Annotated in this window: 15 protein-coding genes and 1 pseudogene; 9 read left to right on the forward strand and 7 right to left on the reverse strand. The window is 68.4% G+C overall.

Features of this window, described 5'->3' with window-relative positions:
• The coding region (locus JHN63_RS26930) for a glycosyltransferase family A protein (RefSeq protein WP_200685289.1) at positions 1–1578 on the reverse strand (1578 nt) is incomplete at its 3' end.
• Positions 1579–1969: 391 nt separating this feature from the next.
• Between JHN63_RS26930 and JHN63_RS26935 the strand changes: the two genes are divergently transcribed.
• From JHN63_RS26935 to JHN63_RS26950, 4 genes are read left to right on the forward strand one after another with little or no spacing between them, the layout of a single operon-like run.
• Positions 1970–3379, forward strand: a complete 1410-nt coding sequence (locus JHN63_RS26935; RefSeq protein WP_307781991.1) for an integrin alpha — start codon at positions 1970–1972, stop codon at positions 3377–3379.
• Between the two features lie 32 nt (positions 3380–3411).
• On the forward strand, positions 3412–7083 hold the full coding sequence (locus JHN63_RS26940) for a LamG-like jellyroll fold domain-containing protein (protein ID WP_200685293.1): 3672 nt from the start codon (positions 3412–3414) through the stop codon (positions 7081–7083).
• A 32-nt stretch (positions 7084–7115) separates the two neighbouring features.
• A complete protein-coding gene (locus JHN63_RS26945) occupies positions 7116–13973 on the forward strand; it encodes a polymorphic toxin-type HINT domain-containing protein (protein ID WP_234477756.1) in 6858 nt (2285 codons plus the stop codon).
• Entirely contained in the window at positions 13963–14316 is a 354-nt protein-coding gene (locus tag JHN63_RS26950) for a hypothetical protein (RefSeq protein ID WP_200685295.1), read from the forward strand. The genes JHN63_RS26945 and JHN63_RS26950 overlap by 11 nt, the downstream gene beginning before the upstream one ends.
• Positions 14317–14457: 141 nt before the next feature.
• Here JHN63_RS26950 and JHN63_RS26955 read toward each other — a convergent pair whose 3' ends face one another.
• On the reverse strand, positions 14458–15267 hold the full coding sequence (locus JHN63_RS26955) for an XRE family transcriptional regulator (RefSeq protein WP_200685297.1): 810 nt from the start codon (positions 15265–15267) through the stop codon (positions 14458–14460).
• A complete protein-coding gene (locus tag JHN63_RS26960; protein WP_200685307.1) occupies positions 15264–16109 on the reverse strand; it encodes a peptidoglycan-binding protein in 846 nt (281 codons plus the stop codon). The genes JHN63_RS26955 and JHN63_RS26960 overlap by 4 nt, the downstream gene beginning before the upstream one ends.
• A 284-nt stretch (positions 16110–16393) precedes the next feature.
• Between JHN63_RS26960 and JHN63_RS26965 the strand changes: the two genes are divergently transcribed.
• Together JHN63_RS26965 and JHN63_RS26970 are read left to right on the forward strand one after the other, a co-directional pair.
• Entirely contained in the window at positions 16394–16846 is a 453-nt protein-coding gene (locus tag JHN63_RS26965) for a peptidoglycan-binding protein (RefSeq protein ID WP_200685309.1), read from the forward strand.
• 105 nt (positions 16847–16951) lie between these two features.
• Positions 16952–17401, forward strand: a complete 450-nt coding sequence (locus JHN63_RS26970; RefSeq protein WP_200685311.1) for a peptidoglycan-binding protein — start codon at positions 16952–16954, stop codon at positions 17399–17401.
• 38 nt (positions 17402–17439) lie between these two features.
• Here the strand turns inward: JHN63_RS26970 and argS are convergent, their stop codons facing one another.
• Positions 17440–19209 carry an arginine--tRNA ligase gene (gene argS / locus JHN63_RS26975; protein WP_200685313.1) on the reverse strand — a complete coding sequence of 590 codons (1770 nt, stop codon included), beginning with the start codon at positions 19207–19209 and terminating at the stop codon, positions 17440–17442.
• A gap of 235 nt (positions 19210–19444) precedes the next feature.
• On the opposite strand from argS, the gene lysS reads away from it, so the two are divergent.
• Entirely contained in the window at positions 19445–21187 is a 1743-nt protein-coding gene (gene lysS, locus JHN63_RS26980; protein WP_200685315.1) for a lysine--tRNA ligase, read from the forward strand.
• 95 nt (positions 21188–21282) lie between these two features.
• Here lysS and JHN63_RS26985 read toward each other — a convergent pair whose 3' ends face one another.
• From JHN63_RS26985 to JHN63_RS26995, 3 genes are all read right to left on the reverse strand, one after another.
• A complete protein-coding gene (locus JHN63_RS26985; RefSeq protein ID WP_200685323.1) occupies positions 21283–22626 on the reverse strand; it encodes a DUF2637 domain-containing protein in 1344 nt (447 codons plus the stop codon).
• A gap of 193 nt (positions 22627–22819) precedes the next feature.
• Positions 22820–23689: a DUF3558 domain-containing protein gene (locus JHN63_RS26990; protein ID WP_374222950.1), complete on the reverse strand. Its 870-nt coding sequence runs from the start codon at positions 23687–23689 to the stop codon at positions 22820–22822.
• A 133-nt stretch (positions 23690–23822) separates the two neighbouring features.
• Positions 23823–24647 carry a DUF3558 domain-containing protein gene (locus JHN63_RS26995; protein ID WP_200685319.1) on the reverse strand — a complete coding sequence of 275 codons (825 nt, stop codon included), beginning with the start codon at positions 24645–24647 and terminating at the stop codon, positions 23823–23825.
• Positions 24648–24866: 219 nt separating this feature from the next.
• Between JHN63_RS26995 and JHN63_RS27000 the strand changes: the two genes are divergently transcribed.
• The gene (locus JHN63_RS27000; RefSeq protein WP_200685321.1) at positions 24867–26060 is read left to right on the forward strand and encodes an RtcB family protein; all 1194 of its coding nucleotides are present in this window, start codon (positions 24867–24869) and stop codon (positions 26058–26060) included.
• 195 nt (positions 26061–26255) lie between these two features.
• Positions 26256–26451: pseudogene (locus JHN63_RS27005) on the forward strand (hypothetical protein); the annotation flags it as partial.

The raw sequence follows: 26451 nt of genomic DNA on the forward strand, positions 1-26451 counted from the left end.
GTTGGTCGCGGCGACCGCTGCCGTGTCGGGGCCGAGCTTGCGCTGGCGCTGGTCGATGTCGAGGGCGAGCTGGCCCTTGATCGTCCAGTACGGCAGCGCGAGGCGGCCGCCGGTCAGCGCCGGAGTCGCGGCCGGGGTGTTGGTGCTGTCGGAGCTGGTCACGCGCACCATCCGGTCCACGCCCAGCAGTTGGACGTACGCCCACACGTCGTGCACTCCGCGCTCCAGCGGACGGCCGCCCGCCAACCGCTCGGGGTCCAGGGACAGTTGCCCGGAGGCGATCACCTGCGAACGGCCGTCCCCGAGGGACTTCAGCCGTACCTCCAGGTCGCCCTCCGGGTACCACCAGTCCTCGCGGTCGCGGTCCTTGACGACCAGTTCCGCGTACGCCAGCCGGAAGGGGTCGGGGACCTCCCAGCCGTCCTCCGTGCCCGGTACGCCGGCCAGCAACTCCGGGTCCAGGTACTGCTTTCCGTCCCGTTCGACGAGGGTCAGGGGCTCGCCGTCGCCGCGCAGGAGGTCCAGCGTGACGTCGGCTACCAGGCGGCCGTCCTCCCAGCGCAGGTCGCCGATCGTGCTGTGGGGCTTCACCTCGCGGATACGTTCGGCGAGCGTCACGGCGCCGTCGAAGTCACCGGCTTCGAGCAGCGTGGCGCGCAGGCGGGAGACGGCGGGGAGGCCTTCGCGCACGGCCGCAGGGAACTCCTCCAGGGCCACTTCCCGCGCCGCCTCGAAGCGCTGGCGCTGCTCCGCCGGGTCCTCGCGGAGGATCTCGGGTTCGCGGGTCCGGGAAAGGATCTCCACGTGGTAGAGGCGGTGGAGGAGGCGGTTCTGGAGGGCGTCGATGTCGTCGGACGCGGGTGTCCCGTCCTTGATCTGGCGGACGATGGTGCGGGTGTTGGGCCAGAAACCGTGGCGTGGGTTGAAACGGTGCTGGGTGTTGTTGCCGCCGTCGTCCCGCTTCATCCAGTAATAGACGGGATAGTCGGCGAGAATCGAAATGCGCTCGGCCTTGAGATAGGCGGCGCTGACGAAGGCGAGATCCTCCAGAATCCAGGGCCCTTCGGGGAATCGCAGCCCGTGCTCCTCGATGAACGCGCGCCGGAACATCTTGTGCGGCGACATGCTCTGCGTCAGCTCGTCGTTCTCGATCGTGCAGGCGTCCACCGTGTGCCGGAACAGTCGCCGGGGCCGCACCATCGTGCTGGACATCTTGCCGAGGACGACGTCCGCGTCGTTCCGCTTCGCATGCTCGTACAGCCGCTCCAGGGCCTCGGGCCCGAGCGTGTCGTCGTGGTCGACGAACTGGATGTACTCGCCCTTGGCGTGCTTCATGCCGAGGTTGCGGGGAGCGCCCGGCCAGCCCGAGTTGGGCTGGGTGTGCACCTGGACGTTCGGAGCCTCGGCGGCGATCTTCTCCAGGCGGCTGAGGGTGTCGTCGGTCGAACCGTCGTCGACGTAGATGACCTCGTACTCGTCGGCCGGCAGGCTCTGCCCCAGCAGCGACGGCGCGCACTCGTCGATGTATTTCCCGGTGTTGTACACCGGAACGATCACGCTGACTTTGACTCTCGGCATTTCACCGACCCTACCTGTCGGTGAAGGCTCGGTGAACTGTCGGCTTACAGACTTGCCTTGAGATGTGAGCGGTGCGGCTTTCGCGCCAGAGGTGAAGATGGTCACACTCTGTGTGATTGCTGTGTGCAGCCAGTTTCCCGAATAGCCTTGACGTCCTTTATTTAACTCGTATTTAGTCTCCTCTTACGTCATTCACGGGGTGGCCTTACCTGGTCTTACCCGGAGGGCCAACGAGGGGTGGGGTGTGCGTACGCGTACGCATTTGGCCGGGGGGCTGGCCGGTTTGGCCGGTCTTTTCCTGGCCGCTATGGGGGTTGTGACACTGGCATCGCCACCGGCGGTGGCTGCCACGTGCACGGCGGGGACATCGAACGACTTCAACGGCGACGGCGTGACCGACACGGTGCTCGCGGACCCGGACGCCACGGTGAACGGAGCCCAGAAGGCCGGGCTCGTACGCGTGGTCCTCGGGGGCGGCAAGGGGGTGTCCGAGATATCCCAGGCCACCACCGGAATGTCCGCGACGCCGGAGGCGGGTGACGGCTTCGGATCCTCCTACGACACGTACGACGTCGACGGTGACGGCTGTACCGACCTGGTGGTGGGAACGCCGTTCGAGGATGTCGTGAAGAGCGGCGTGAATCTTGTCGACGCCGGGGCGATCTACGTCGTCCATGGCACCCCCACCGGTATCGGTGCGGGTTCCGCGATCACCGCGTACACCCAGGCGAGTTTCGACTCGAACAGTTCGACCGAGGCGTACGACTGGTTCGGTTTCGCCTTGAAGTCCGGCGCGAACGCGAGTGGCACGCCGTATCTGGTCGTCGGGGTCCCCGGTGAGAACGTCACCGTGGGCAGCACCACCTACGGGGACGCGGGTTGCATCGAGTACTCCCAGGGCAGCACCACGATCGGTGTGAGCGAGAAGGATCCGGGGGTGCCCGGCGAAGTCGAGACGAACGACAAATTCGGCTACTCGCTGGCCGGGACCAACCGCTACTTCGCGGTCGGCAGTCCGGGAGAGGCCATCGGTGACGAGGAGTTCGCCGGCGGGGTGGCGGTCTTCAGCCACACTCTCTCAAGTGGCATGCCCACGCCACTTCTGGGCCTCGACCAGAACAGCACCGGGATCACCGGAACGGCCGAGGCGGGCGACGGCTTCGGCAGTTCGGTCTCCATGACCGGTTACCGGCCGAGCGACCAGACGTACAACTCGGACGTGCTGCTCGCCATCGGGATGCCGGGCGAGGACATCGGGACGCTGGCGGACGCGGGCGGGATGCTGGTCGTACGCGTCCAGCCGTCCGGCGCGTTCACCCAGATCGCGGCGGCGGACGGCAACGCGACGGATGCCGAGGGCGACGCCGCCGCCGGTGACTTCATGGGCCAGCGGGTGGCGATCGCCAACACCGATACCACCGTCGTGACCGTCTCGGCCAATGTCCGTCTCGCCGTCGGCGAGCCCGGCAAGGACACGGCCACGGTCAAGGACGCGGGCGCCGTCCACATCTTCCGGCCGCTCGACACGGCCATCGGCGCGGCCGACAAGGAACTCACCCGGGGCTCCGGGCTGCCCGGCACCGCGACGGCCCGGGACTACACGGGCATCGCGCTCGGCGCGGGCAACACCAACCTCTATGTGGGCGTGCCCTACAGCAAGGCTTCGGCCACGTCGAAGGGCGTCCTCTACGTCACGCGCTGGACGGACGTCGACGGCACCACGAGCGTCGGCACCACCACCTACCAGCCCGGCGCGGGCGGTTTGCCCGACGCGGGCATGGCACTCGGGGCGATCCGATGAGCGCAGGACCGAGGAGAAGAGAGCACAGCGCAATGAGCACGCGGACAAGACCCGCACGCCGCCGCCCCCTGATCGCCGCCGCCATCGCGGCCCTGCTGACCCCGGGCCTGATCGCCCTCCCCGCCCCCGCCGCCGAGCGGACCGCGGCGGCCGGTACAAGCGGCACCGAGGCGAGCGACACGTCGTCCCTCTCCCCGACCGCCGCCCAGACCAAGGCGAGGAAGTCCGGCAAGGCCGTCGAGATCCAGAGCCTGCGCGACGAGCGCAGCACCACCGTCGCCAACCCCGACGGCACCTTCACGACCTCCCAGTACGTCCAGCCCGTCCGCACCCGCGTCGACGGCCGTTGGACGGACATCGACACCACACTGGTCAAGCAGAAGAACGGGACCTACGCCCCGAAGGCCGCGCTGTCCGCGATGGCCTTTTCCGGCGGCGGTGACACGACGTTCGCCGAGATCGAGAAGGACGGGCGTTCGCTCTCCCTCGACTGGCCCGGGAAACTCCCGAAGCCGACGATCGACGGCTCGACCGCGACGTACAAGAACGTCCTGGACGGAGTCGACCTCAAGGTCACCGCGAGCGCCGAGGGCTTCTCGCACGTGCTCGTGGTCAAGAACGCCGAGGCGGCGGCAGACCCTGAGCTGCAACAGCTCCAACTCCCGCTCGACACCACGTCGTTGGACCTGAGCGAGACCGCGGGCGGCGGCCTGGAAGCCACCGACCCCGGCGCCGGGGGCGCCGTCTTCGAGGCACCCCAGCCGCTGATGTGGGACTCCAGCGACACCGTCGACTCCAGCGCTACGGCGACGACGGAACCCTCCGTCTCCCCGTCCCCGTCGGCCACGGGAACCGGTGCCGACACCGAGGCGGTCACGCCGCCCGACGGCGCACAGGTCGCCGACGTCGCCGTGGACGTCACGTCCGACACGATGACGCTCACCCCCGACGCCGGTCTGCTCGCCGGCGACGACACGGTCTACCCGGTCTACATCGACCCGGTGATCAAGACCGCCAACCGCAGCAGCTGGACCATGGTGTCATCGGACTCCCCGAGCGACTCCTTCTGGAAGTTCGACGACGACGAGGGCGTCGGCCTGTGCCCCTCGAACGTCTCGGTGCGCTGCTCCAGCAACTCCGACGTGAAGCGGCAGTTCGTCGCCGTCCCGACCGGCAGCTTCGAGGACAAGGACATCGTCAGCGCGGAGTTCGCGGTGACACAGGTCTTCACCTACAGCTCCTCGGCCCGTGATGTGCAGCTGGCCCGTGTCAACAGCACGGGCGCGAGCGCGATCAGCGCGTCGACCGACTGGTCGAACCAGCCCTCCTCCAAGGAGGTGATCGGCACCCAGTCGACCACGCAGACGGCGGGCTCCTGCACCTCGACCAACCAGAACGTCCGCTTCGATGTGACGGGCACCGTCCAGAAGGCCGCGAACGCCGGCTGGGACACCACCACGTTCCGCCTCAAGGCCGGCAGCGAGGCGGACACCTCGTACTGGCGCCGCTTCTGCGGCAACGCGCACCTCGAAGTGACGTACAACCGGCCGCCGTTGGAGCCGGTCCAGGACGACCTGCAGATGAAGCCCGGCGGCACGTGCGAGTACGGCAGTGCCACCGAGCACTACGTCACCGCCGCGCCGCGCGTCTCCGCCGTGATCCGGGACTACGACCACGGCGACACCGGCTCCAACTCGGAGACTCTGCAGGCCCAGTTCAAGGTCACCTGGACGGACAGCTCCGGCAACACGGTCACGCACTACGCGATGACCGCCAAGAAGACCACGGTGGACTCCAGTTGGAGTGAACAGACGGGCGTCGCCACGTTCTTCTACACCATCGGCAGCGATGTCTCGGGCGACGGCGAGGCGGGCTTCACCGTCCCGTCGAACACCACCGTCGCCTGGGCGGTGCGCGGTTACGACCAGCAGTCGTACGGGGCCTGGTCCACCGACGGTGACCAGACCCGCTGCGAGTTCATCTACGACACCAGCAAGCCCGCCTCGGCCACGATCACCTCGGCCACGTACCCGGACGACGAGGCCTGGCACGCGGGCGTCGGCGACTACGGGAACTTCACCATGGACTCCCCGTCGACCGACGTGACGGCGTATTCGTACTACTTCACCGGCCCGAAGGCCGACACCACGAAGAAGTCGGTCGCCGCCGAGTCCACCGGCGGTCCGGCGACCATCCGCTGGATGCCGCCGAGCGAGGGCACGTACGCCCTGCACGTGACCGCGGTCGACGGCGCGGGCAACGCGCAGAAGACGCCAACTGTCCATATCTTCCTGGTCAGTGACGGCCGCGCACCCGTGGCCGGCTGGACCCTCGGCGACGCCAAGGGCTCGACGAAGGCGGCCGGCAGCAGCGACACCCCGGACGCGACCGCCGGTTCCGGCGTGACCTTCGGCGCGGTGGGCCCGCTCGGCTCGACCGACACCGCCGCCTCCCTCGACGGCACCGAGAACGCCTACCTGGACTCGGGCACGGCCGGCGTCGACACCGGCAAGACCTTCTCCGTGAGCGCCTGGGTCATGCTGCCCACGCTGCCCACCTCGAACGTCACCGTCGTCAGCCAGGACGGCACCGCCCAGCCCGGATTCGAACTCGGCTACGAGGTCGACAACGCGTCCTGGGCCTTCCGCATCCCCGTCAGCGACATGGAGTCGCTCGGCTCCTGGAAGGTCTCGGGTGCGGCCGCCGTCGCCGGGAGCTGGACCCACCTCATCGGGGTCTACGACGCCGAACTCGGAAAGATGATGCTCTACGTCAACGGTGTTCTCGTCGCCGACGACGTGCAGGCCCGCCACACCACGTGGAGCGCGACCGGCGGTGTGCAGATCGGCCGCAAGCTCGCCCTCGACGGCTACGTCAACCAACTCAAGGGCAGCGTCGCCGACGTCAAGCTGCACGACCGGGTCATCCCGCCCACCGAGGGCCAGGAGCTCGGCGGCATCCAGCCGCACCAACTCGCCTACTGGCAGCTCGACTCGGCCACCGGTGGCGTCTCGCCGGAGACCGGCGGCGGTACCGGGCTGACCCTGGGCGGCGGCGCCTCCCTCTACGTACCCGACGACTCCTGCGACCCCGAGGCGGACCCGGACTGTCTGCCCCCGGCCGAACCCCTGTGGGGCGACGGGCACTTGGCCCTCAACGGCATCGACGCCTACGCCACCCGCGCGGCGACCGGACCGCTCACCGCACAGGACAGCTTCACCGTGACCGCCCGCGCTCGGCTCGCCTCGGCCAGCCCGACGGCGGACGAGACGGTGCTGTCGCTGACCGGTGCCAACGGCAGCGCGATCAAGGTCAAGTACGCTGCGGCCGCCGCCCGTTGGCAGCTCGTGGTGACCTCCGCGGACTCGGCGACGCCGGTCACCACCACGCTCCTGGACAATGCCGACCCGCCGAGTTCGCAGGGCGACGGCGACCACTTCGCGCTGGTCTACAACGCGGTCTTCGGAGACGTGCTCCTGTACGTCAACGGCACCGCGGTGGCCGACGCCTCCTGGGACAACACCTGGGACTTCTCCACGACGAGCCTCCAGGTCGGCCGCACGCTGACCGGGACTGCGGCGAGCGAGTACTTCTCCGGCGCCGTCGACGAAGTCCGCATGTACCAGGGCCCGTTGGACGCCGCCCTGGTGTCGCTCGTGACGGTGCTGCCGGGCGGCGCCAGCATCGACGAGTCCTCGGCCTGACCGGCCGTTCCCCTGATCAACTAGGAGAGTTGATGTCCCAGTCTCCCTGGTACCGGTCCGCGAGACCGGCCTGGCGGAGCGGCCGACGGCGGGCGGCGCTGGTCCTCGGACTGGCGCTGTCCATCGGTCTGCTCCCGCAGTACGCCCCCGTGGCCACGGCCGACACGGGCCTGACCAAGCCGAAGACGCAGACGGACCTCGACGACCCGGTCCGGGGCGAGAACGCCACCGCCAAGACCTTCAAGAAGACCGACCAGGCGAAGAAGGCGGCGGTCGAGAACGCCGACACGACGCACTGGCCGGCAGCGGGCAGCGCGGACGTCACCCTGTCCGCGAAGGCGACCAGGGCCAAGGGGCTGCCGGTGTCCGCCAAGGCGGCCGGTGGTCCGAAGGCGGCCGGCTCCGTCCGCGTCCAGGTCCTCGGCCGCAAGGCGACCGAGGCGGCGGGCGTCGACGGCGTCCTGTTCACCGTGGCCCGCTCGGACGGCGGCGCGGCCAAGGGCGCGGCCCAAGTCAGCCTGGACTACTCGGACTTCGCGAACGCCTACGGCGGCGGCTACGGCTCACGCCTCCAGCTCGTGCAGTATCCCGAGTGCGTCCTGACGACGCCCGAGAAGAAGGCCTGCTCGACCCCGACGTACCTGAAGAGCAGCAACAACCCGGCGAAGCAGACGCTCTCGGCGACGGTCCAGGCGGCGGCCGACACCTCGGGCCCCTCCAGTCAACTGCTGGAGGCGTCCTCCGACTCCTCCGCCACCGTCCTCGCGGCCACCGCGAGCAGCGGCGGCGAGGGCGGCGACTACAAGGCGACGAGCCTGGCCGCGTCCTCGCAGTGGGGGGTGGACACCTCGTCGGGCGCTTTCACGTGGAACTACCCGATGACGACGCCTCCGGTGCCCGGCGGCCTCCAGCCGACCGTCGGCCTGAGCTACAACTCCCAGTCGATCGACGGCCAGACGGCGACCACGAACAACCAGGGTTCATGGATCGGGCAGGGCTTCTCCTACGACCCCGGTTACATCGAGCGCAGCTACAAGGCCTGCGCCGACGACGGTCACGACGACACCAACGGCGACCAGTGCTGGGCGTACGACAACGCCACGATCTCCCTCGCCGGCGGCACCTCGGGCCGGCTGGTCAAGGACGACACGACCGGCACGTGGCGGATCAGCACCGACGACAACTCCAAGGTCGAGCACCTGACCGGCACCACCAACGGCGACAACAACGGCGAGTACTGGAAGATCACGACCGGCGACGGCACCCAGTACTTCTTCGGCCTCAACCAACTGCCCGGCTACGCGAGCGGCAACGAGCAGACGGCCTCCACCTGGACCACTCCGGTCTACGGCGACGACTCGGGCGAGCCGTGCTACAACGCGACGTTCGCCGACGCCTACTGCACCCAGGCCTGGCGCTGGAACCTCGACTACGTCGTGGACCCGCACGGTGACGCCATGTCGTACTTCTACGGCACCGAGACGAACTACTACACGCAGGGCCTGAAGACCACGGAGAACGGCAAGGCCTACATCCGCGGCGGCTACCTCAAGCGGATCGACTACGGTCAGCGCGCGGGCGCGGTGTACTCCACCAAGCCGGCCGCGCAGGTCGTCTTCACCACCGCCGAGCGCTGCATCGGCGACCTGACGGACTGCTCCGCCGGCGCGCTCACGGACTCCACGGCGACCGACTGGCCGGACGTCCCCTGGGACCAGAACTGCAAGGCCGACACGAAGTGCCCCGGCCAGAACTCCCCGACGTTCTGGACCCGCAAGGAACTGACGAAGGTCACCACGCAGATCCGCACCGGTGACGCGACGTACAGCCCGGTCGACGAGTGGAGCCTCACCCACCTCTTCACCGACAACGGCGACGGCTCCAAGTCCCTCTGGCTGAGCAGGATCGGCCACACGGGCAAGGTCGGCACCGATGTGTCCGTGCCCTCCGTCGAGTTGTACGGCATCCAACTCGCCAACCGCGTGGACACGACCGGCGACAACCTCCAGCCCTTCTACCGCTTCCGGCTCTCCGGCGTGAAGAACGAGACGGGCGGCGCGCTCAGCGTCAACTACGCCGACACCCAGTGCACGACGAGCAACGTCCCGGCCGAGGACTCCTCCACCAAGCGCTGCTTCCCGGTGAAGTGGGTCCCGCCGGGCGCCACGGACACCATCGTCGACTGGTTCCACAAGTACGTGGTCGCCTCGGTCGTCCAGACGGACCTCACCGGCGGCACCGCCGACCAGGTCACCTCGTACACCTACGGCGGTGACGCGGGCTGGCGCAAGAACCCGGCCGACGGCATCACCAAGGACGAGGACCGCACCTGGAGCGACTGGCGCGGCTACGGCAAGGTCACCGTCGTCACCTCCGACGGCACCAACTCCGCCGCCAACACCAAGAGCGAGCACGTTTTCTTCCGCGGCCTCGACGGCGACGTCGACAAGGACGGCGACTCCCGCTCGGCGACGGTCACCGACTCCAACGGCGTCTCCTACGCGGACACCGACTGGAAGGCCGGCCAGGAGCTGGAGACGATCACGTACAACGGCTCCGCGGTCACCGAGAAGTCGGTGACGGTGCCGTGGACGAACGTGACCGGGACCGAGACGCAGAGCTGGGGCACCTTCCGGTCCCGCTATGTGTCGACGGGGTCGACGGATACGTACACGGCCCTCGCGGTGGGCGGCTGGCGGCACACGAAGTCGACGACGACGTACGACGGCGTGACCGGTCGCGCGACCCAGGTCGACGACGACGGCGAGGTCGGCGTCGCCGACAACCAGTGCACCCGCACCGAGTACGCGGACAGCGCGAGCCTGCACATGTATGGGTTCGTGTCGCGGGTGGAGAAGGTCGGTGTCGACTGCTCCTCGACCCCCGACCGCACCAAGGACGTCATCTCCGACGACCTGACGTACTACGACGGTTCGACGACGCTGGGCGCGGCTCCCACCAAGGGCGACACCACGACGACCAAGCGGCTGTCCTCCTACAGCGGCACGACGGCGACGTACCAGACGACAGCCGTGATGACGTACGACGCCTACGGCCGCCCACTGGTGGCGAAGGACGCGACCACCGCGTCCTCCTCGACGACCTACACCTCGTCCACCGCCTACACGGACACCTACGGCCTGGCCACCAGGTCGACGGTCACCAACATCGACGGCTGGACCACCTCGACCGAGTACGCACCGCAGTGGGGCCTGGCGAGCGCCAAGGTCGACATGAACGGCAAGCGCACGGACCTCGCCTACGACGGCCTCGGCCGGCTGGTCTCGGTCTGGCTCCCGGACCGCGCCAAGGCGTCGAACTTCACCCCCTCCCTCACGTACGAGTACCTGGTGCGCGGGAGCGACGGGACGACCGCCGTCCACACGCAGAAGATCCAGAGCGACGGGACGACGTACGGCAGTGAATGGTCGCTGTACGACGGCTATCTGAGACCCCGTCAGGAACAGACGCAGGGCGAGGGCGGCGGCCGTATGGTCGCCGACACGCTCTACGACGGCTCCGGTCGGGTGGTGCAGGTCAACGACACCTACTACACCTCGGGTGCCCCGTCCTCCGCCCTGTTCGATCCGGTCCCCGACGACCTGGACGCGACGACGGTCACGCAGTACGACGGCGCGGGCCGCACCACGGCCTCGGTCTTCAAGGTCGGGGGCCTGGAGAAATACCGGACGACGTACGCGTACGGCGGCGACCGCGTCACGACGACCCCGCCGAACGGCGGCACGAAGACGACGGTCGTCACGGACGGCCGGGACCGGACGACCACACAGATCGAGTACCCGACGGACGGGGACGCGGTCACCACGTCGTACGGCTACAACGCGGCCGGCCAGTTGAAGCGGGTCACGGACGACGAGGGCAACAACTGGACCTACGAATACGACCAGTTGGGCCGCAAGAAGAGCGCCGTCGACCCCGACACGGGCTCGTCGTCGTACACGTACGACGATCTGGACCGGCAGACATCGGTCACGGTCAACGGCAACAAGACGTCCACGGTCTACGACGAGTTGGGCCGCGCGGTCTCGACCTGGCAGGGCGAGGCGACGACCGGCACCAGGCTCTCGGTGACGAAGTACGACACGATCGCCAAGGGCGAGCTGTACGGCGTCTACACGTACAAGGACGGCGCGGTCTACTCCTCGGTGACCTATCCGGTCCTCGACGAGACCAACGACTTCAAGCCGACCTCGACGAAGTACTTCCTGTCGAAGACGGCCGAGCCGCAGCTCGGCGGTACCTACGAGTACACGACCCAGTACAACCGCGACGGTTCGGTCAAGGGGGAGGGCCTGCCCGCGGCGGCCGACCTGTCCGGTGAGTCGCTGGGGTACGTCTACGACGAACTCCAGCGTCCGGTGGGTCTCAACTCGTCCATCGGAGGCCTGAGTTACGTAACGGACGCGTCGTACTCGCCGACGTCGAACCTGGAGGGGCTGGAGCTGTACACAGGTGAGTCCACGGCGAAGAAGACGTGGATCACCAACACCTACGAGGCGGGCACCGACCGCGTGGTCAACTCGCGGGTGGACGTCGAGGGCGCGTCGAGTGTCGCGTACGACGCCGACTACACGTACGACGCCGCCGGCAACGTCCTCTCGATCGCGGACACGCCGACCGGCGGCGCGAGCGACGTGGAGTGCTTCACGTACGACGGTCTTCAGCGGCTGACCGACACCTGGACGTCGTCGGTCACGCCGAACGGCGCGAAGGGCACGGGCAGTTCGGAGTCGGCCTGCTCCTCGGGGGCGTCCGCCGCGACGGTCGGCGGTGTCTCACCCTTCTGGACGGAGTACGGCTACGACACGCTCGGCAACCGCAAGAGCGAGACCCGGCACGGTCTGAACGGCGCGGCGACGTCCAGCCGCTCCTATGTGTACGGCGACGGCTCCGGCCCGAACGGCACGGACTCCGGCCCGCACACGGTGTCGTCGGTGACGACGAAGACCGACGCGACGGCCACCACCCCGCAGGTCACCTCCCGGGACTCCTACACCTACGACGCTTCGGGCAACACGGCGACGCGCGTCCTGGACGGCGACACCCAGTCGCTGGCCTGGGACAAGCAGGGCGAGTTGACGACGGTCACGAACGCCGACGGGACGGTGACGTCGTACAAGTACGACGCCGACGGTGAGCGGCTGATCCAGGACGCCCCAACGGAGAAGACGTTCTACCTGCCCGGTATGGAACTCCACTACGACAAGTCCACGGCGAAGGTCACGGCCACCCGGTACTACTCCTTCGGCGCCACGACGATCGCGATGCGGGAGGCGGACGGCGTCCACTTCCTCGCCTCGGACCACCAGGGCACGGCGGAACTGGCCGTCGACGCGAAGACGGGCACGACGACGCGCCGCCGCACGGACCCGTTCGGCAACGCGCGGGACTCTTCGTCGTCCTCCTCGACCGGCTGGGTGAACGACAAGGGCTTCGTGGGCGGCACGATCCAGGCGTCCACGGGCCTGACCACCCTGGGCGCGCGCGAGTACGACGCGGACACGGGCCGCTTCATCTCGGCGGACCCGATCGTCGACTACACGGACCCGCAACAGATCAACGGCTACGCGTACGCGAACAACAGCCCGGTCACCCTGAGCGACCCGAGCGGCCTGTGCCCGAAGGACATCTGCGACGGCTACGGCCAGAACACCGGGGATACGCAGTACGTGCATCCGGGGTCGTCCAGCACCGGGTCCAGCAAGACCCAGAGCGGCACCGGCTCCACGGACACCTACACCCCGGCCAGTGCGAAGGCGGACGAGGCCCGCGAGAAGGAGGACGCCGCCAAGCAGAAGGCGATCGCCATCGCCAAGGAACTCGGCAAGATCATCGCCGACGAGCTGGGGATCACGGACGCGCTGGACTGCTTCACGACGGGGAGCCTCGGTTCTTGCGGGGCGACTGCGGCGAACGTGGTGGGTTCCCTGATCGGCGGCGGCCCGCTCGGCAAGCTGTTCGCGAAGTATTTCTTCCGTGCCGACAAGGCGATTGCGCTGGGGAAGCGGATCGTCGGGCTGGGCAACAAGCTCTTGGACGGTTTCAAGGACTGGAAGAAGAGCAAGAAGGTGGCGGAAGCGGCCGAGAAGGCCGCTAGTTGTGAGGTGAGCAACAGCTTCACGCCGGAGACAAGGGTGGTGTTGGCCGACGGCAGCACCAAGAAGATCGAGGACGTGGACATCGGCGACAAGGTCCTTTCAACGGACCCTGAGACCGGTGAGACGAAGGCAGAGACGGTCACCGCCGAGATCAAGGGCGTAGGCCTCAAGCACCTCGTCCAGGTCACGATCGACGTCGACGGCGAACAGGGCTCGAAGACTGCATCGGTGACCGCGACGGACCAGCACCCCTTCTGGGTCCCGGAACTGGGCGAGTGGATCAACGCCACGAACCTCCACGCGGGTGAGTGGCTGAGCACCGACTCGGGTGTACGCATCCAGATCACGGCCGTGAAGCGCTGGACGACGCCGACGGCGACGGTTCACAACCTCACTGTCGGTGAGCTGCATACGTACTATGTGGTGGCGGGGGCTACCCCGGTCCTGGTTCATAATTCCGGTCCGTGCGTGGCGATGTCGTCCACTATCGGCGAGGACTCGCTATTGACTAAATCGGCGCAGCAGGCAGGGAAGAATCAGGATGTGCAACGAGACCTGGATCATCTGTTTGAACAGCTCTCCCATGGCAATATGAATCCAGGTAAGGGAAGCAAGGCGCTGACTGGTACTGACGTGACCTACGCGCGAGGGCAGAATGGTGGGCGGCTCTTCTTCCGGAATGTCGACGGTGCCATACAAATTGTCGGCAAAGCGGACAAGGGGAATGAGTCCAAGGTGATCGCGAGGCTGAAGCAACTCTATGGAAAATAATCATCGAGAGCTCGCGGAAGAGGACATCTATCATGTCGTCAAGGAGTCTGGGTTCACTGCGCTGTTTCTGCTCGGTGCCGATGACCGTTTGGAAACGGTAGAGGACGTCGATGCCGAGTTGCGACTCCCCGACGGTACCCGGTGGAGTGCAAGTTTCATGACTCTCGGTGCGATCGAAGTGGTGATGAAGCGATGGAGGAGCACTGGTGAGTACGGCAATGGCGCCTTCTTTCAGTGCTCTGATCTCGTGATTGTTCCCAAGGGTGGAGTGGCCGCCATGGTCGAGGCGTTCCGTGCGATCGTGACTGAGGGGGCGCAGGGAACTCTCGGCAAGTTGGAATAGCGCGGTTCTGTCCTTCTGTCGTACTGTTCCATGCATTCTGGAAGCTCCACCGAAATGGTTTTCGGTGGAGCTTCCAGCCGATTTGACGGAGTTCCTTTCGCTCCAAGGCTCACGGCCGATGACCTACCGGCCAGCCTCGGGTCAATGCACCCGCCCCTCAAAGCATTCCTGCCCGCCGCCCGTCGCGGGGCGGAAGCAGGAGTGGATCACGGTGCCGGGGCGGGTCACGGTCATCACGGTGTAGATGTACGTGTTCGCCTCCTTGGAGGTGCGGACGCGGGCGCCGCGCACGGGGCTCGTCCGGCCGCTCACATCCATCTCGATACGGTCGCCGATCCGCCCGCCCCACATCCGCGTCCAACTCGTCCCGCACTCGCCGCTGTGCCGCAGCTGCACATAGGCCCCGGTGGCCGTCCGGTACGTGCGCAGGGTGTCCGGCTGGGCGCCGCAGTGCATGGTCACCGGGCTCCTGCCCTCGCAGGTCGCCTCGCGACAGCGCGGCCCGCTGACGGACCCGGTCGAGGACGGGAACGAAGCCGCGGGTGAGGGGTGGTGGTGCGGGAGCAGCAGCAGGGCGACCACCAGGCCGCCCGCCAGCGCACACACCGACCCGAGGACCGCCAGGGCGGCCACGCCCCGGCGATGACCGGGGGACGCCGCTACCTCCGGCACCGGAGCGGGCGGGAGCGGCGGCGGGGGCGCGGTCACCCCCTCCGACGCGCCGCGGCCGCTCGTCTCCGCCTCCGCGATCTCCCACAGCGCGACACACCGGCCCACCGGCTCCCCGGCGAGCCGGCACAGCTCCTCCACCGCCTCCCTCGGCGGCAGGGTCTTGCCGTTCAGATACCGCTCCCACGACGACTTGCTGTACGGCGTCTTCGCGGCCAGCCCCGCCAGACTCAGCCCGGTGCGCGTCTTCAACTCCCGCAGGGAGGCGACCAGTTGGTTCATCCTCGGAGGGCTTTCCAGGTCTGCGGCCCGACCATCCCGTCCACATGGAGCCCCGCGCGCTTCTGCAACGCCTTGACCGCGCCGAAGGTCAGCGGACCGAAGTCCCCGTCGATCCCGCCCGGCGAGATCCCCGCCCGCCGCAGCAGACACTGCGCCTCGGCCACCTCCACCCCGTTGTTGCCGTACGCCACGGTGTCCTCCCGGGTACGGCTGTTCCCCGCGTACCAGAGCCCGCCCACCCGCTTCAGACGGCAGGTGTACGACAGTCTCGGCGGCGCGGTCGAGGGGGCGGCCGGGGCCGCGAGGGGAGCGGTGGCGGCCGTGGCGCTGCCGGTGTCGGTGCCGTTCGGGTTGTCGTCGCTGCCGTCGTTCATGATCCGTGCGGTGATGAGTACCGCCGAGGAGACGGCCAGCACCAGGGTCACCGCGCCCGCGACGAGGGCGATGAGGAGGGAGCGTCCGGGAGGGGTCGGCCTCTCGGGTCCGGCCGAGAGGAGTTCCATGCCGGGTTCGGGCTCGGGTTCGGATTCGGGCGCCGGGTCGGCGGCCAGGTGGTCTGGTGACTGCCGGGGCGTTGCCCAACCCTCCGCCGCGACCTCGTGCAGCGCGAGCAGGCGGGTCGGATCCTCGTCGCCCGCGATCCGGGCCAGGGCCTCGACGGCCTCTCGGGGCGGCAGGGTCCGGCCGCCCAGATAGCGCTCCCAGGACTTCGGGCTGTACCCCGTCTTCGCCGCGAGCTGACGGAAGCTCAGCCCGCTGTGGTCCTTCAGCCGGCGTAACCGGATCACCAACTGCCGTACGCGCGGGTCGAGTTCGGCGGGCAGCTTCTTCCAACGCGACATGTGTCCCCCACTCGCGTTCAGTTCAGGGCGTCCGCGGTCAACGGCCCCTGTTCTCCGTCGCATTGTGCACGAAGTGCTGTGGCCAACGGTTCCCGTGCGGGTCGGGAACCGGCCACCGTGCGTCCCAGCCGTCCCGCCGTGCCGTCCCGGCTGACCGCGTCCCCGCAGGCCCGGGGAGGGGACGTCCCGCGAGGTCGTCACCTTCGGGGCAACTGTGGCCGGCCCGGCCGGCTGCCGCGCAGTCTCGTGTCGTCAGTCCGAACAACGACTCGAAAGGCACCCGAATGCGATCGAACGTTCTGGCCCGGACCCTGGTCGGCGTCACCGCCGTCGTGGGTCTCGCGGTAGGAAGCCTGGCGACCGCGGGCACGAGTTTCGCGGCGTCCCAGACGGCCGCCAAGTCGGCGGTGAGCGCGCAGTCCGCGAGCGCCCTGGCGTCGGAGAACTTCGGCCTCAACACGGCGCGGGCCAAGAACTGGCAGTGCTGGCTGCGCGACAACGGCTACAGCCCCGGCACGATCGACGGGGACCTGGGCACCAACAGCTGGAAGGCGGCGCAGCGCTTCTTCAACGCCCAGGGCCTCGGCGCCGGCACCGTCGACGGAGACCCCGGACCCAACACGATCAGGGCGCTCCAGCGCTACCTGAACCTCTGGGGCTACGGCCTCAGCGTCGACGGGCAGGCCGGGACACTGACCCGGGCCGCGTTCTGGGACTTCAACGAGTACGGCTGCTGATCCGGCCCGAAGTCATCGCACACGCACCGCGGCCCGTTCTCTTCCAGGGGGAGGAGGACGGGCCGCGGCCGCGACAGTCGGAACAACGACTCGAAAGGCACACGCATGCGATCGAACCTTCTGGCCCGGACCCTGGTGGGCGTCACCGCGGTCGTGGCGCTCTCCGTGGGAAGCCTGGCGACCGCGGGCACGAGCTTCGCGGCATCCCAGCCGGCCGCCAGGTCGGCGGTGAGCGCGCAGACCGCCGGCATCCTGTCGAACAACCTCGGCCTGAGTACGGAACGGGCGAAGAACTGGCAGTGCCGGCTGCGCGACAACGGCTACGACCCCGGCCCGATCAACGGGATTCTCGGCACCGAGAGCTGGCGGGCGGCGCAGACCATGTTCAACGACCTGGGCCTCCGCACCGGCCCCGCCGACGGAGACCCCACGACCAACACGATCGCTCCGCTCCAGCGCTACCTGAACCTCTTCGGCTACGGCCTCGTCGTCGACGGGAACGCGGGACCGCTGACCAAGGTGGCGTTCTCGGACTTCAACTCCACCGGCTGCTGATCCGGCCCGACACGGCCCGACACGGGCCGGTACGGGTCTCAGAGGCGCTCGGGCGTCCTGATGCCCAGCAGTGCCATCCCCCGCTGCAAGGTCCGAGCCGTCAGGTCCACCAGGAACAGGCGGTTCTCGACGACCTCCGGCGCGTTGTCGGGCGACAGCACGTGGCACTGGTCGTAGAACGTCGTGAGCGTGGACGCCAGTTGGTACAGGTACGCCGTCAGCTTGTGCGGGGCGTACTCCTTGGCCGCCTCCGCGACCACCTCGCCGAACTGGTCCAGGTGCAGGCCCAACGCCCGCTCCGCCGGGGCCAGTTCGAGCTCCGGGTGGGCCGCGGGGCGGGCCTCGCCGGCCTTGCGGAGGATCGACTGGATACGGGCGTAGGCGTACTGGAGGTACACCGACGTGTCGCCGCTCAGCGAGACCATCTGGTCCAGGTCGAACTTGTAGTCCCGCACGGCGGACGTCGACAGGTCGGCGTACTTCACCGCGCCGATGCCCACGTCCCGGCCGTTGTCGACGATCTCCCGCTCGGTCAGGCCCACCTTCTCGGCCTTGTCCCGGACGACCGCGGTCGCCCGCTGGACCGCCTCGTCGAGGAGGTCCTCCAGCTTCACCGACACACCCTCACGCGTCTTGAACGGCTTGCCGTCCTTGCCGAGGATCGTGCCGAACGCCAACTGGTACGCCGTGACGTCGTCGTTGAGCCAGCCGGCCCGCTTCGCGGTCTCGAAGACCATCTTGAAGTGCAGGGACTGGCGGACGTCCACCACGTACAGGAGGTTCGTCGCCTTCAGGTTGAAGACACGGTCCCTGATCGCGGACAGGTCGGTGGCCGCGTAGCCGTAGCCGCCGTCGGACTTCCGGACGATCAGCGGGGTCGGGTTGCCGTCCGGACCCTTGATCTCGTCGAAGAACACGCACAGCGCGCCGTTCGAGATCGTCGCGACGCCGGACTCCTCCAGGAGCCGGCAGGTCTCGTCCAGCATGTCGTTGTAACCCGACTCGCCGACGATGTCCGCGTCCCGGATCTCCATGTCCAGCTTGTCGAAGACCGAGAAGAAGTAGATCTTCGACTCGTCGACGAACTTCTGCCACGCGGCGAGGGTCTTGGGCTCGCCCGCCTGGAGGTCGACCACCCGGCGCCGGGCCCGCGTCTTGAACTCCTCGTCGGAGTCGAAGAGTTTGCGCGCGGCCTTGTAGAGGCGGTCGAGGTTCGACATCGCCTCCTCGCCGGTGATGTCCGCGTCGGCGTGGTCCAACTCGCCCGGGTGCTCGTCCAGATACTGGATCAGCATGCCGAACTGCGTTCCCCAGTCGCCGATGTGGTGCCGCCGGACCACCGACTCGCCGGTGAACTCCAGGAGTTGGACGAGGGCGTCGCCGATCACCGCGGAGCGGAGGTGGCCGACGTGCATCTCCTTCGCCACGTTCGGCTGCGCGTAGTCGATGACCGTCGTGCCGGGGTGCGCCGCGAGGGGCACGCCGAGACGATCCGTGTCGTCGGCGTAGCGCGCGGCCAGGTTCTCGGTGATCGCCTTGTCGGTGATCGTGATGTTCAGGAAGCCGGGGCCGGAGACCTCGATGTCCTTGACCAGATCACCTGTGACCACGCTCGCCACGACCCGCGTCGCCAGCTCCCGGGGGTTCGCCTTGGCCTTCTTCGCGAGGGCGAGGATGCCGTTCGCCTGGAAGTCGGCACGGTCGCTCCGTCGCAGCAGAGGGTCCGCGTCAGCCTCCGGCAGGGTTGCCGTGAGAGCGTCCGCGAGGCGCTGATGGACTAGATCGGTGAGCGACGTGACCGAGGTCATGGGGTGGGGCCGTTCTCCTGGTGGGTTTGGTAGACACGGTCAGTATCCCACGGAGGGTAAAGCGAGTTTTTCGGGTGCGGGCCGGTGCAGGCCGGTGCGGGCCGGTGGGGTCCGGACTTCACGGTCACGGGCTTGGAAAAGGCGTTTTCGTGGATGTGGGCTCGGCTGGGACAATGGGAGCGTCAGTCGTGCGACCGTACCGGCTGCCCGTGCAGAACTGTCAGAAAAAGAGGACGTGCCGATCGTGGCTCAGAGCACCGAGACCACCGACTGGGTCTCCCGTTTCGCGGATGAGGTCATCGAGGAGTCGGAGCGTCGGGCCCCCGGCAAACCTGTCGTCGTCGCGTCCGGACTGTCCCCCTCCGGGCCCATCCACCTCGGCAACCTGCGCGAGGTCATGACCCCGCACCTCGTCGCCGACGAGATCCGCCGCCGCGGGCACGAGGTCCGGCACCTCATCTCCTGGGACGACTACGACCGCTACCGCAAGGTGCCGAACGGGGTGGAGGGGACGGACGCGAGCTGGGCCGAGCACATCGGCAAGCCGCTGACCTCCGTGCCCGCCCCGGCCGGATCGGCGTATCCCAACTGGGCCGAGCACTTCAAGGCCGCCATGGTCGCCTCCCTCGCCGAGCTGGGCGTGGAGTTCGACGGGATCAGCCAGACCGCGCAGTACACCTCCGGGGTCTACCGCGAGCAGATCCTGCACGCCATGAAGCACCGCGGTGACATCGACGCGATCCTGGAGCAGTACCGCACCAAGAAGGCCCCGGCCAAGAAGCAGCAGCAGAAGGCCGTCGACGCCGCCGAGCTCGAAGCCGAGGCCGGCTCCGGCGCGGCCGAGGAGGACGACGGCAGCTCCGGTTCCGCCGGCTACTTCCCGTACAAGCCCTTCTGCGGCGCCTGCGGCAAGGACCTCACCACCGTCACGGCGTACGACGACGACACCACCGAGCTGACGTACGTGTGCACCGAGGACGGCTTCACCGAGACCGTCCTGCTGAGTGAGTTCAACCGCGGCAAGCTGGTGTGGAAGGTCGACTGGCCCATGCGCTGGGCCTACGAGGGCGTCATCTTCGAGCCGAGCGGTGTCGACCACTCGTCTCCGGGCTCGTCCTTCCAGGTCGGCGGCCAGATCGTCGGGATCTTCGGCGGCGAGCGGCCCATCGGGCCCATGTACGCCTTCGTCGGCATCAGCGGCATGGCCAAGATGTCCAGCAGCAAGGGCGGGGTCCCCACCCCGGCCGACGCGCTCCAGATCATGGAACCGCAGCTCCTGCGCTGGCTCTACGCCCGCCGCCGCCCCAACCAGTCCTTCAAGATCGCCTTCGACCAGGAGATCCAGCGCCTCTACGACGAGTGGGACAAGCTGGACGCGAAGGTCGCGGAGGGGTCCGCCCTGCCCGCCGACCTCGCCGCGCACGCGCGTGCCGTGCGTACCGCCGAGGGTGAACTGCCCCGTACGCCCCGCCCGATGCCGTACCGGACCCTCGCGTCCGTCGCCGACATCACCGCCGGAGCCGAGGACCAGACCCTGCGCATCCTCAGCGAACTCGACCCCAGTGACCCCCTGTCCACCCTCGACGAGGTCCGCCCCCGGCTCGACAAGGCCGAGGCCTGGATCAACGCGCACGTCCCCGCCGACCAGCGGACCATCGTGCGCGACGAACCCGACACCGAACTCCTCAAGTCCCTCGACGAGCCCTCCCAGCAGTCCCTACGACTCCTGCGCGACGGCCTCGCCGACCACTGGTCCCTGGACGGCCTCAGCCACCTCGTCTACGGCGTCCCCAAGGTCCAGGCCGGCTTCTCCGCCGACGCGACCGCCAAGGAACTCCCGCCGGAGATCAAGACCGCCCAGCGGACCTTCTTCGCCCTCCTCTACCACCTCCTCGTCAGCCGCGACACCGGCCCGCGCCTGCCCACGCTGCTCCTCGCGGTGGGCCAGGAGCGGGTACGGCGGCTGCTGGGGGAGTAGGACCCGGTTCTACGACGACGGGGGCGCCCGGTGCTCGATGGCACCGGGCGCCCCCGTCGTCGTAGGAGATCCGCGATCCTGCTGCACGGACCTGCCTATGCGATGTGGTCTTCCTGGAGTTCCGCCGTGTGGCGGTTGGTGAAGCGGGTCGCCATGCGGTCGGCCTCGCGCTGCGGGAGCAGGATGCCGTACGTGGCCTCCACGTCACCCCGGAACTGGCCCCCGGTCGGGTAGCTGCCGTCTATCGACTTCTTGAAGATGAGGTAGTAGTCGTCCTCGGACGGCTCGGTGCCGCCGCCCGCGCCCAGCTCACGGGTACGCCCCGGGCCCGCCGGGATCGGGAACGTGCCGGTGTCCTCCGGAGAGGGCTCCGGCTCCGGAGGCTGCTCCTCGTACCGCTGCTGCTGTTGCGGGAACTGCTGTTGCTCCTGGAACTGCTGCTGCTCGAACCGCCGTTGCCGCTCGAACTGCTGCTGCTCCTCCTCGTACTGCTGGAACTGCTGGAACTGCTCGCCCTGCGGCTCCTCCTCGTAGTAACCGGCATACACGGGCTCCGGCTCGTACGTCGGGTCGTAGCCGCCCTGGTAGGCGACCGCCTGCGGGTCGCGCGAGTGCAGCCACGGGTTCTGCGGCTCGGCCTGCTGCTGCGGTGGCTCGGGGGCCCGGTTCGCCTCGGCGGCGGGCAACTGTTCCCGGGCCGGCGCCGGAACCTGCTGGACCGCGGGTTCCGGCTCGCGGGCCGCCTCCAACTGCGGGGCGGGGGGCAGCAGTACGGGCTCGATGCCCGCCGCGGCCAGGCCCGAGGGGGCCGTCTCCGCGAGCGGGACGCCGTAGCGGGCCAGACGCAGCGGCATCATCGACTCCACCGGAGCCTTGCGGCGCCAGGCGCGGCCGAAGCGGGAGTGGAGGCGGGCCTGGTAGACGAGCCGGTCCTGCTCCAGCTTGATGACCTGCTCGTAGGAGCGCAGCTCCCACAGCTTCATCCGGCGCCAGAGGAGGAAGGTCGGAATGGGGGAGAGCAGCCAGCGGGTGAGGCGGACGCCCTCCATGTGCTTGTCGGCCGTGATGTCGGCGATCCGGCCGATCGCGTGCCGGGCCGCCTCGACGGAGACCACGAACAGGATCGGGATCACCGCGTGCATGCCGACCCCGAGCGGGTCCGGCCAGGCGGCGGCGCCGTTGAACGCGATCGTCGCGACCGTCAGCAGCCACGCCGTCTGGCGCAGCAGCGGGAAGGGGATCCTGATCCAGGTCAGGAGCAGGTCGAGGGCGAGCAGGACGCAGATACCCGCGTCGATGCCGATCGGGAAGACGTAAGCGAAGTTGCCGAAGCCCTTCTTCAGGGCGAGTTCGCGTACGGCGGCGTACGAACCGGCGAAGCCGATACCGGCGATGACGACCGCACCGGAGACCACCACGCCGATGAGCACCCGGTGCATACGTGTGAGCTGAATGGGCGCGGACACCCGGACTCCCCTCCCCTTACATGTTGTTGCGCGCAACAGGGTGGCACATGTGTGCGGCGTCCTGGGTGCCGGTCTGTCAGGAGCCCGGCCCGGGAAAGGGCCGGGCTCCGTCAAAACGCTTCATTGACCTGCGAGTTGAGGCCGGAACGTGTTTGTGATGTGACGGTCAGCTCTTCTTGGTGGCCGAGGGTGAGGGAGAGACGGAGGCGGTCTTGGAAGGGGAGGCGGAGGGGGACTTCGGGGCCGAGCTCGCGCCGGTGCCCGTGCCGGTGTCCGCGCCCGTGCCGTTGGCCGACGTCACCGCCGCCACGGCCTCCTTCACGGCCTTCTCCGCCGCCTTCGTCAGCGTGTCCGCGTTCGGCGCCTTCTCGCCCGCGAGACCCGCGCCGTTGTAGTCGATCGTGACGACCACGTTCTCGACCCGCGCCACCACCGTCTGCTGCTTGAAGGCGCCTTCCTTCTTCTTCAGGTCGTAGCGCACCGCCGTCGCCTCGGCGCCCGCACCCGCGACCGGCTCCGACTTCGCGTTCTTCGCGCCGGTGACGGACTGCGCCTCCTGCACCTGCTTCTTGTAGTACTCCCGCGCCAGCTGGTCGCCCTCGCCCTGCGTCTGCGAGGAGTCGAACCGCAGCAACGACACGTTCAGCCAGCGGAACTGCGAGCCCTTGACGCCGTTGTTGTCCAGGCTCGTCCAGGAGCAACTGCCGCGCGACGCCGTGTCGCTGGAGGTGCCCTCCTTGCCCGACTTGGCGCCCTTCGGCACCAGCTCGGTCAACGTCTTCGCCGACAGCACCGCACACGGCTCGGGCAGCTTCCGGTACGCCGCAGCCTGCACCGTCGGCGCGGCGGTCGCGTCGGCGGAGGTCGTCGCGCCGACGCCCGAGGTGTCCTTGCCCGCGCCGTCGTCCGAACCGGAGTCGGAGGAGCAGCCGGCCGCGATCAGCATCACCGGGACCGCGGCCGCGCAGACAAGGACGCGGTGGAGTCGCTTCGCTCGCCGGTGGTCGCTGAGGTCTCGCTGTGCTGGTTGATGCATGGTTCCTTCACTCATGACGCTCGTGGTTCCTGCCGTCGGATCGGGTCCGAGGGGCCACGGTACGCGGTGAGTCACCTGTGCGGTTTCCGTTCACGGGCTTTGCGCGATCCCGCGAACGGTGTCCGCCGAGGCCCTAACCGTTGAGCACGTCGGCCAGCTGCGCGGCCAGTTTCCGCGCCCTGTCCTGCATCTTCTGGCTGTCCGGCACGACACCGACCGTCGCCGGCTGCTCCTCGTACTCGATGGTCACGATCACGTTGGACGTGCGGAACACCACAGTCACCGTGCGCTGCTGGGCCGTTGAACCCGAACTGCTCAACGCGTCGTCGAGGAACGCCTCGTCGCCGAGATCGGAGAGCGCGCGGGGTTCGAGACCGGTGGGGGAGGCGGTGACCGAGGCGGAGGCCGAGCCGGACGCGGACGTGGAGGCGGACGCGGACGCGGAGGACGAGGGGGTGGCGGAGGCGGTGGGCGTCGCGGAGTCCGACGCCGTGGCGCTCGCCGTCGGCTCCGGCAGATCCGCCGCCGTCTCCTTCGTCGCGAAGAGGGTCTGCGCCTCGGCGGCGTCGCTCACCGCGTTGTCGTACGACACCACCCGCTCGAAGTCGACCAGCAGATGGTCGGTCGCGTCCGTGGACTCGACCTTCCAACGGCAGCCCACCTTGCGGTCCGTGTCGAACGTCAGCGTCGCGTCGCCCGCGTACGCCGTGTCGCGCTGGTCCGTGTCCGCGATCTGCGTGATGCCGGGGAGCAGGGTGTCCAGCGTGCCGTGGCCGACCGCGCCGCAGGGTTCCGGGAGCGTGCGGTACTTGCCCGGCTGGGCCACCGCCGTCGCCGTACCGGCCTCGCCCGGGTTCGCGTCGTCCGTCGTACCGCTGTCGGCCGAGCCGCTCGTGCAGCCCGCCAGCAGCGCCACCAGGAGCGCGGCGGTGCCGGGTACGTAGGCCTTCCGCTGCACGGTCGGGCTCCTCTCGACGACGATCAAGGACCCTGGACGATGATCAAGGGTCCTGCCAGTGTCCCCGCCGGTTAATCGCTTGCCGCACCGGGGGACCCCCTGGAGACAATGTGTATCGCACGCACAGCCGTGAATGCCGGTCCGGTATCCCTTTCGTTGACCTTGGCGTCGGTTTTGCGATTTTAGACTTCTGTTGTTTTCCGGGGGAATGAGGACGAAATGTCGTATGTAGAGATACAGGGCGCGAAGGTACCGATCCGCATGTGGACCGACCCGGCGTCGGTCGAGGAGGGGGCGCTCCAGCAGCTCCGCAACGTGGCGACCCTGCCGTGGATCAAGGGCCTGGCGGTCATGCCGGACGTCCACTACGGGAAGGGCGCGACGGTCGGTTCCGTCATCGCGATGCAGGGTGCGGTGTGCCCCGCGGCGGTGGGGGTCGACATCGGCTGCGGTATGTCGGCGGTGAAGACGTCACTCACGGCGAACGATCTTCCCGGCGATCTGTCGCGGCTGCGGTCGAAGATCGAGCAGGCGATTCCGGTGGGGCGGGGGATGCATGACAGTCCTGTCGACCCCGGGCTGATGTATGGGTTTGCTACGGCGGGGTGGGACGAGTTCTGGCGGCGGTTCGAGGGGGTTGCCGAATCGGTCAAATTCCGTCATGAGCGTGCGCAGAAGCAGATGGGAACGCTCGGAAGCGGCAACCACTTCACGGAAATTTGCATCGACGGCGACGGTTCGGTCTGGCTCATGCTCCACTCCGGATCCCGCAACATCGGCAAGGAGCTGGCCGAGCACCACATCGGCACCGCCCAGAAGCTCCCGCACAACCAGGGCCTGGTCGACCGCGACCTCGCCGTCTTCATCGCGGACACCCCGCAGATGGCGGCGTACCGCAACGACCTTTTCTGGGCGCAGGAGTACGCGAAGTACAACCGCACGATCATGATGGCGCTCCTGAAGGACGTGGTCCGCAAGGAGTTCAAGAAGGCGAAGCCGACCTTCGAGCAGGAGATCTCGTGCCATCACAACTACGTGAGCGAGGAGCGGTACGAGGGAATGGACCTGCTGGTCACCCGTAAGGGAGCGATCCGCGCCGGCTCCGGCGAGTTCGGGATCATCCCGGGTTCGATGGGCACCGGTTCGTACATCGTGAAGGGCCTCGGCAACGAGAAGTCCTTCAACTCCGCGTCGCACGGGGCCGGTCGGCGTATGAGCCGTAACGCGGCCAAGCGCCGCTTCACGACGAAGGACCTGGAGGAGCAGACACGGGGCGTGGAGTGCCGTAAGGACTCCGGTGTCGTGGACGAGATCCCGGGCGCGTACAAGCCGATCGAGCAGGTCATCGATCAGCAGCGGGACCTCGTGGAGGTCGTGGCGAAGCTGAAGCAGGTCGTGTGCGTGAAGGGTTGAGCTCTGAAATCCTTCTGAGATCGCTGTGAATTCGAGGCCTATTGCTGTGGATTTCCGCAGCCGCCGCACGTCAAATGCATGCTCAATTCGTGAAAGCATTGTTTGCGTGCGGTTCTCATTGCTGGCCCCGAATTTCGCTGTGATGCTGCGCGGGTGTTAAGCCCATCCCACCCGCAGCGTCTCGGAGGACAGCACATGATGGAGTCGTACCGGAATCAGGGCGAGTTGAGCCGGCGGGCCGTCGTGGCCGCGGGGGCGGTGACCGCGCTCGGGGCGACCGTGGTCGGTGGGGCCGGGGTCGCGCGGGCTGCCGGGAAGGCGGTGGGCGGGCTGAAGGTGGGGGTCGGGAAGGCCGCCTTCACGCCCGGCGCCTCGCTGTTGCCGTTGGACG

This window comes from Streptomyces sp. MBT65 (assembly GCF_016612545.1).
GTDB lineage: Bacteria > Actinomycetota > Actinomycetes > Streptomycetales > Streptomycetaceae > Streptomyces.

What these genes read in the sequence shown, in the direction of transcription:
- JHN63_RS26940 (WP_200685293.1), top strand. Translation starts at nt 3,412, where the DNA reads ATGAGCACGCGGACAAGACCCGCACGCCGCCGCCCCCTGATCGCCGCC.
- JHN63_RS26945 (WP_234477756.1), top strand. Translation starts at nt 7,116, where the DNA reads ATGTCCCAGTCTCCCTGGTACCGGTCCGCGAGACCGGCCTGGCGGAGC.
- JHN63_RS26950 (WP_200685295.1), top strand. Translation starts at nt 13,963, where the DNA reads ATGGAAAATAATCATCGAGAGCTCGCGGAAGAGGACATCTATCATGTC.
- JHN63_RS26955 (WP_200685297.1), bottom strand. Translation starts at nt 15,267, where the DNA reads ATGAACCAACTGGTCGCCTCCCTGCGGGAGTTGAAGACGCGCACCGGG.
- JHN63_RS26960 (WP_200685307.1), bottom strand. Translation starts at nt 16,109, where the DNA reads ATGTCGCGTTGGAAGAAGCTGCCCGCCGAACTCGACCCGCGCGTACGG.
- JHN63_RS26965 (WP_200685309.1), top strand. Translation starts at nt 16,394, where the DNA reads ATGCGATCGAACGTTCTGGCCCGGACCCTGGTCGGCGTCACCGCCGTC.
- JHN63_RS26970 (WP_200685311.1), top strand. Translation starts at nt 16,952, where the DNA reads ATGCGATCGAACCTTCTGGCCCGGACCCTGGTGGGCGTCACCGCGGTC.
- argS (WP_200685313.1), bottom strand. Translation starts at nt 19,209, where the DNA reads ATGACCTCGGTCACGTCGCTCACCGATCTAGTCCATCAGCGCCTCGCG.
- JHN63_RS26985 (WP_200685323.1), bottom strand. Translation starts at nt 22,626, where the DNA reads ATGCACCGGGTGCTCATCGGCGTGGTGGTCTCCGGTGCGGTCGTCATC.
- JHN63_RS26990 (WP_374222950.1), bottom strand. Translation starts at nt 23,689, where the DNA reads ATGCATCAACCAGCACAGCGAGACCTCAGCGACCACCGGCGAGCGAAG.
- JHN63_RS27000 (WP_200685321.1), top strand. Translation starts at nt 24,867, where the DNA reads ATGTCGTATGTAGAGATACAGGGCGCGAAGGTACCGATCCGCATGTGG.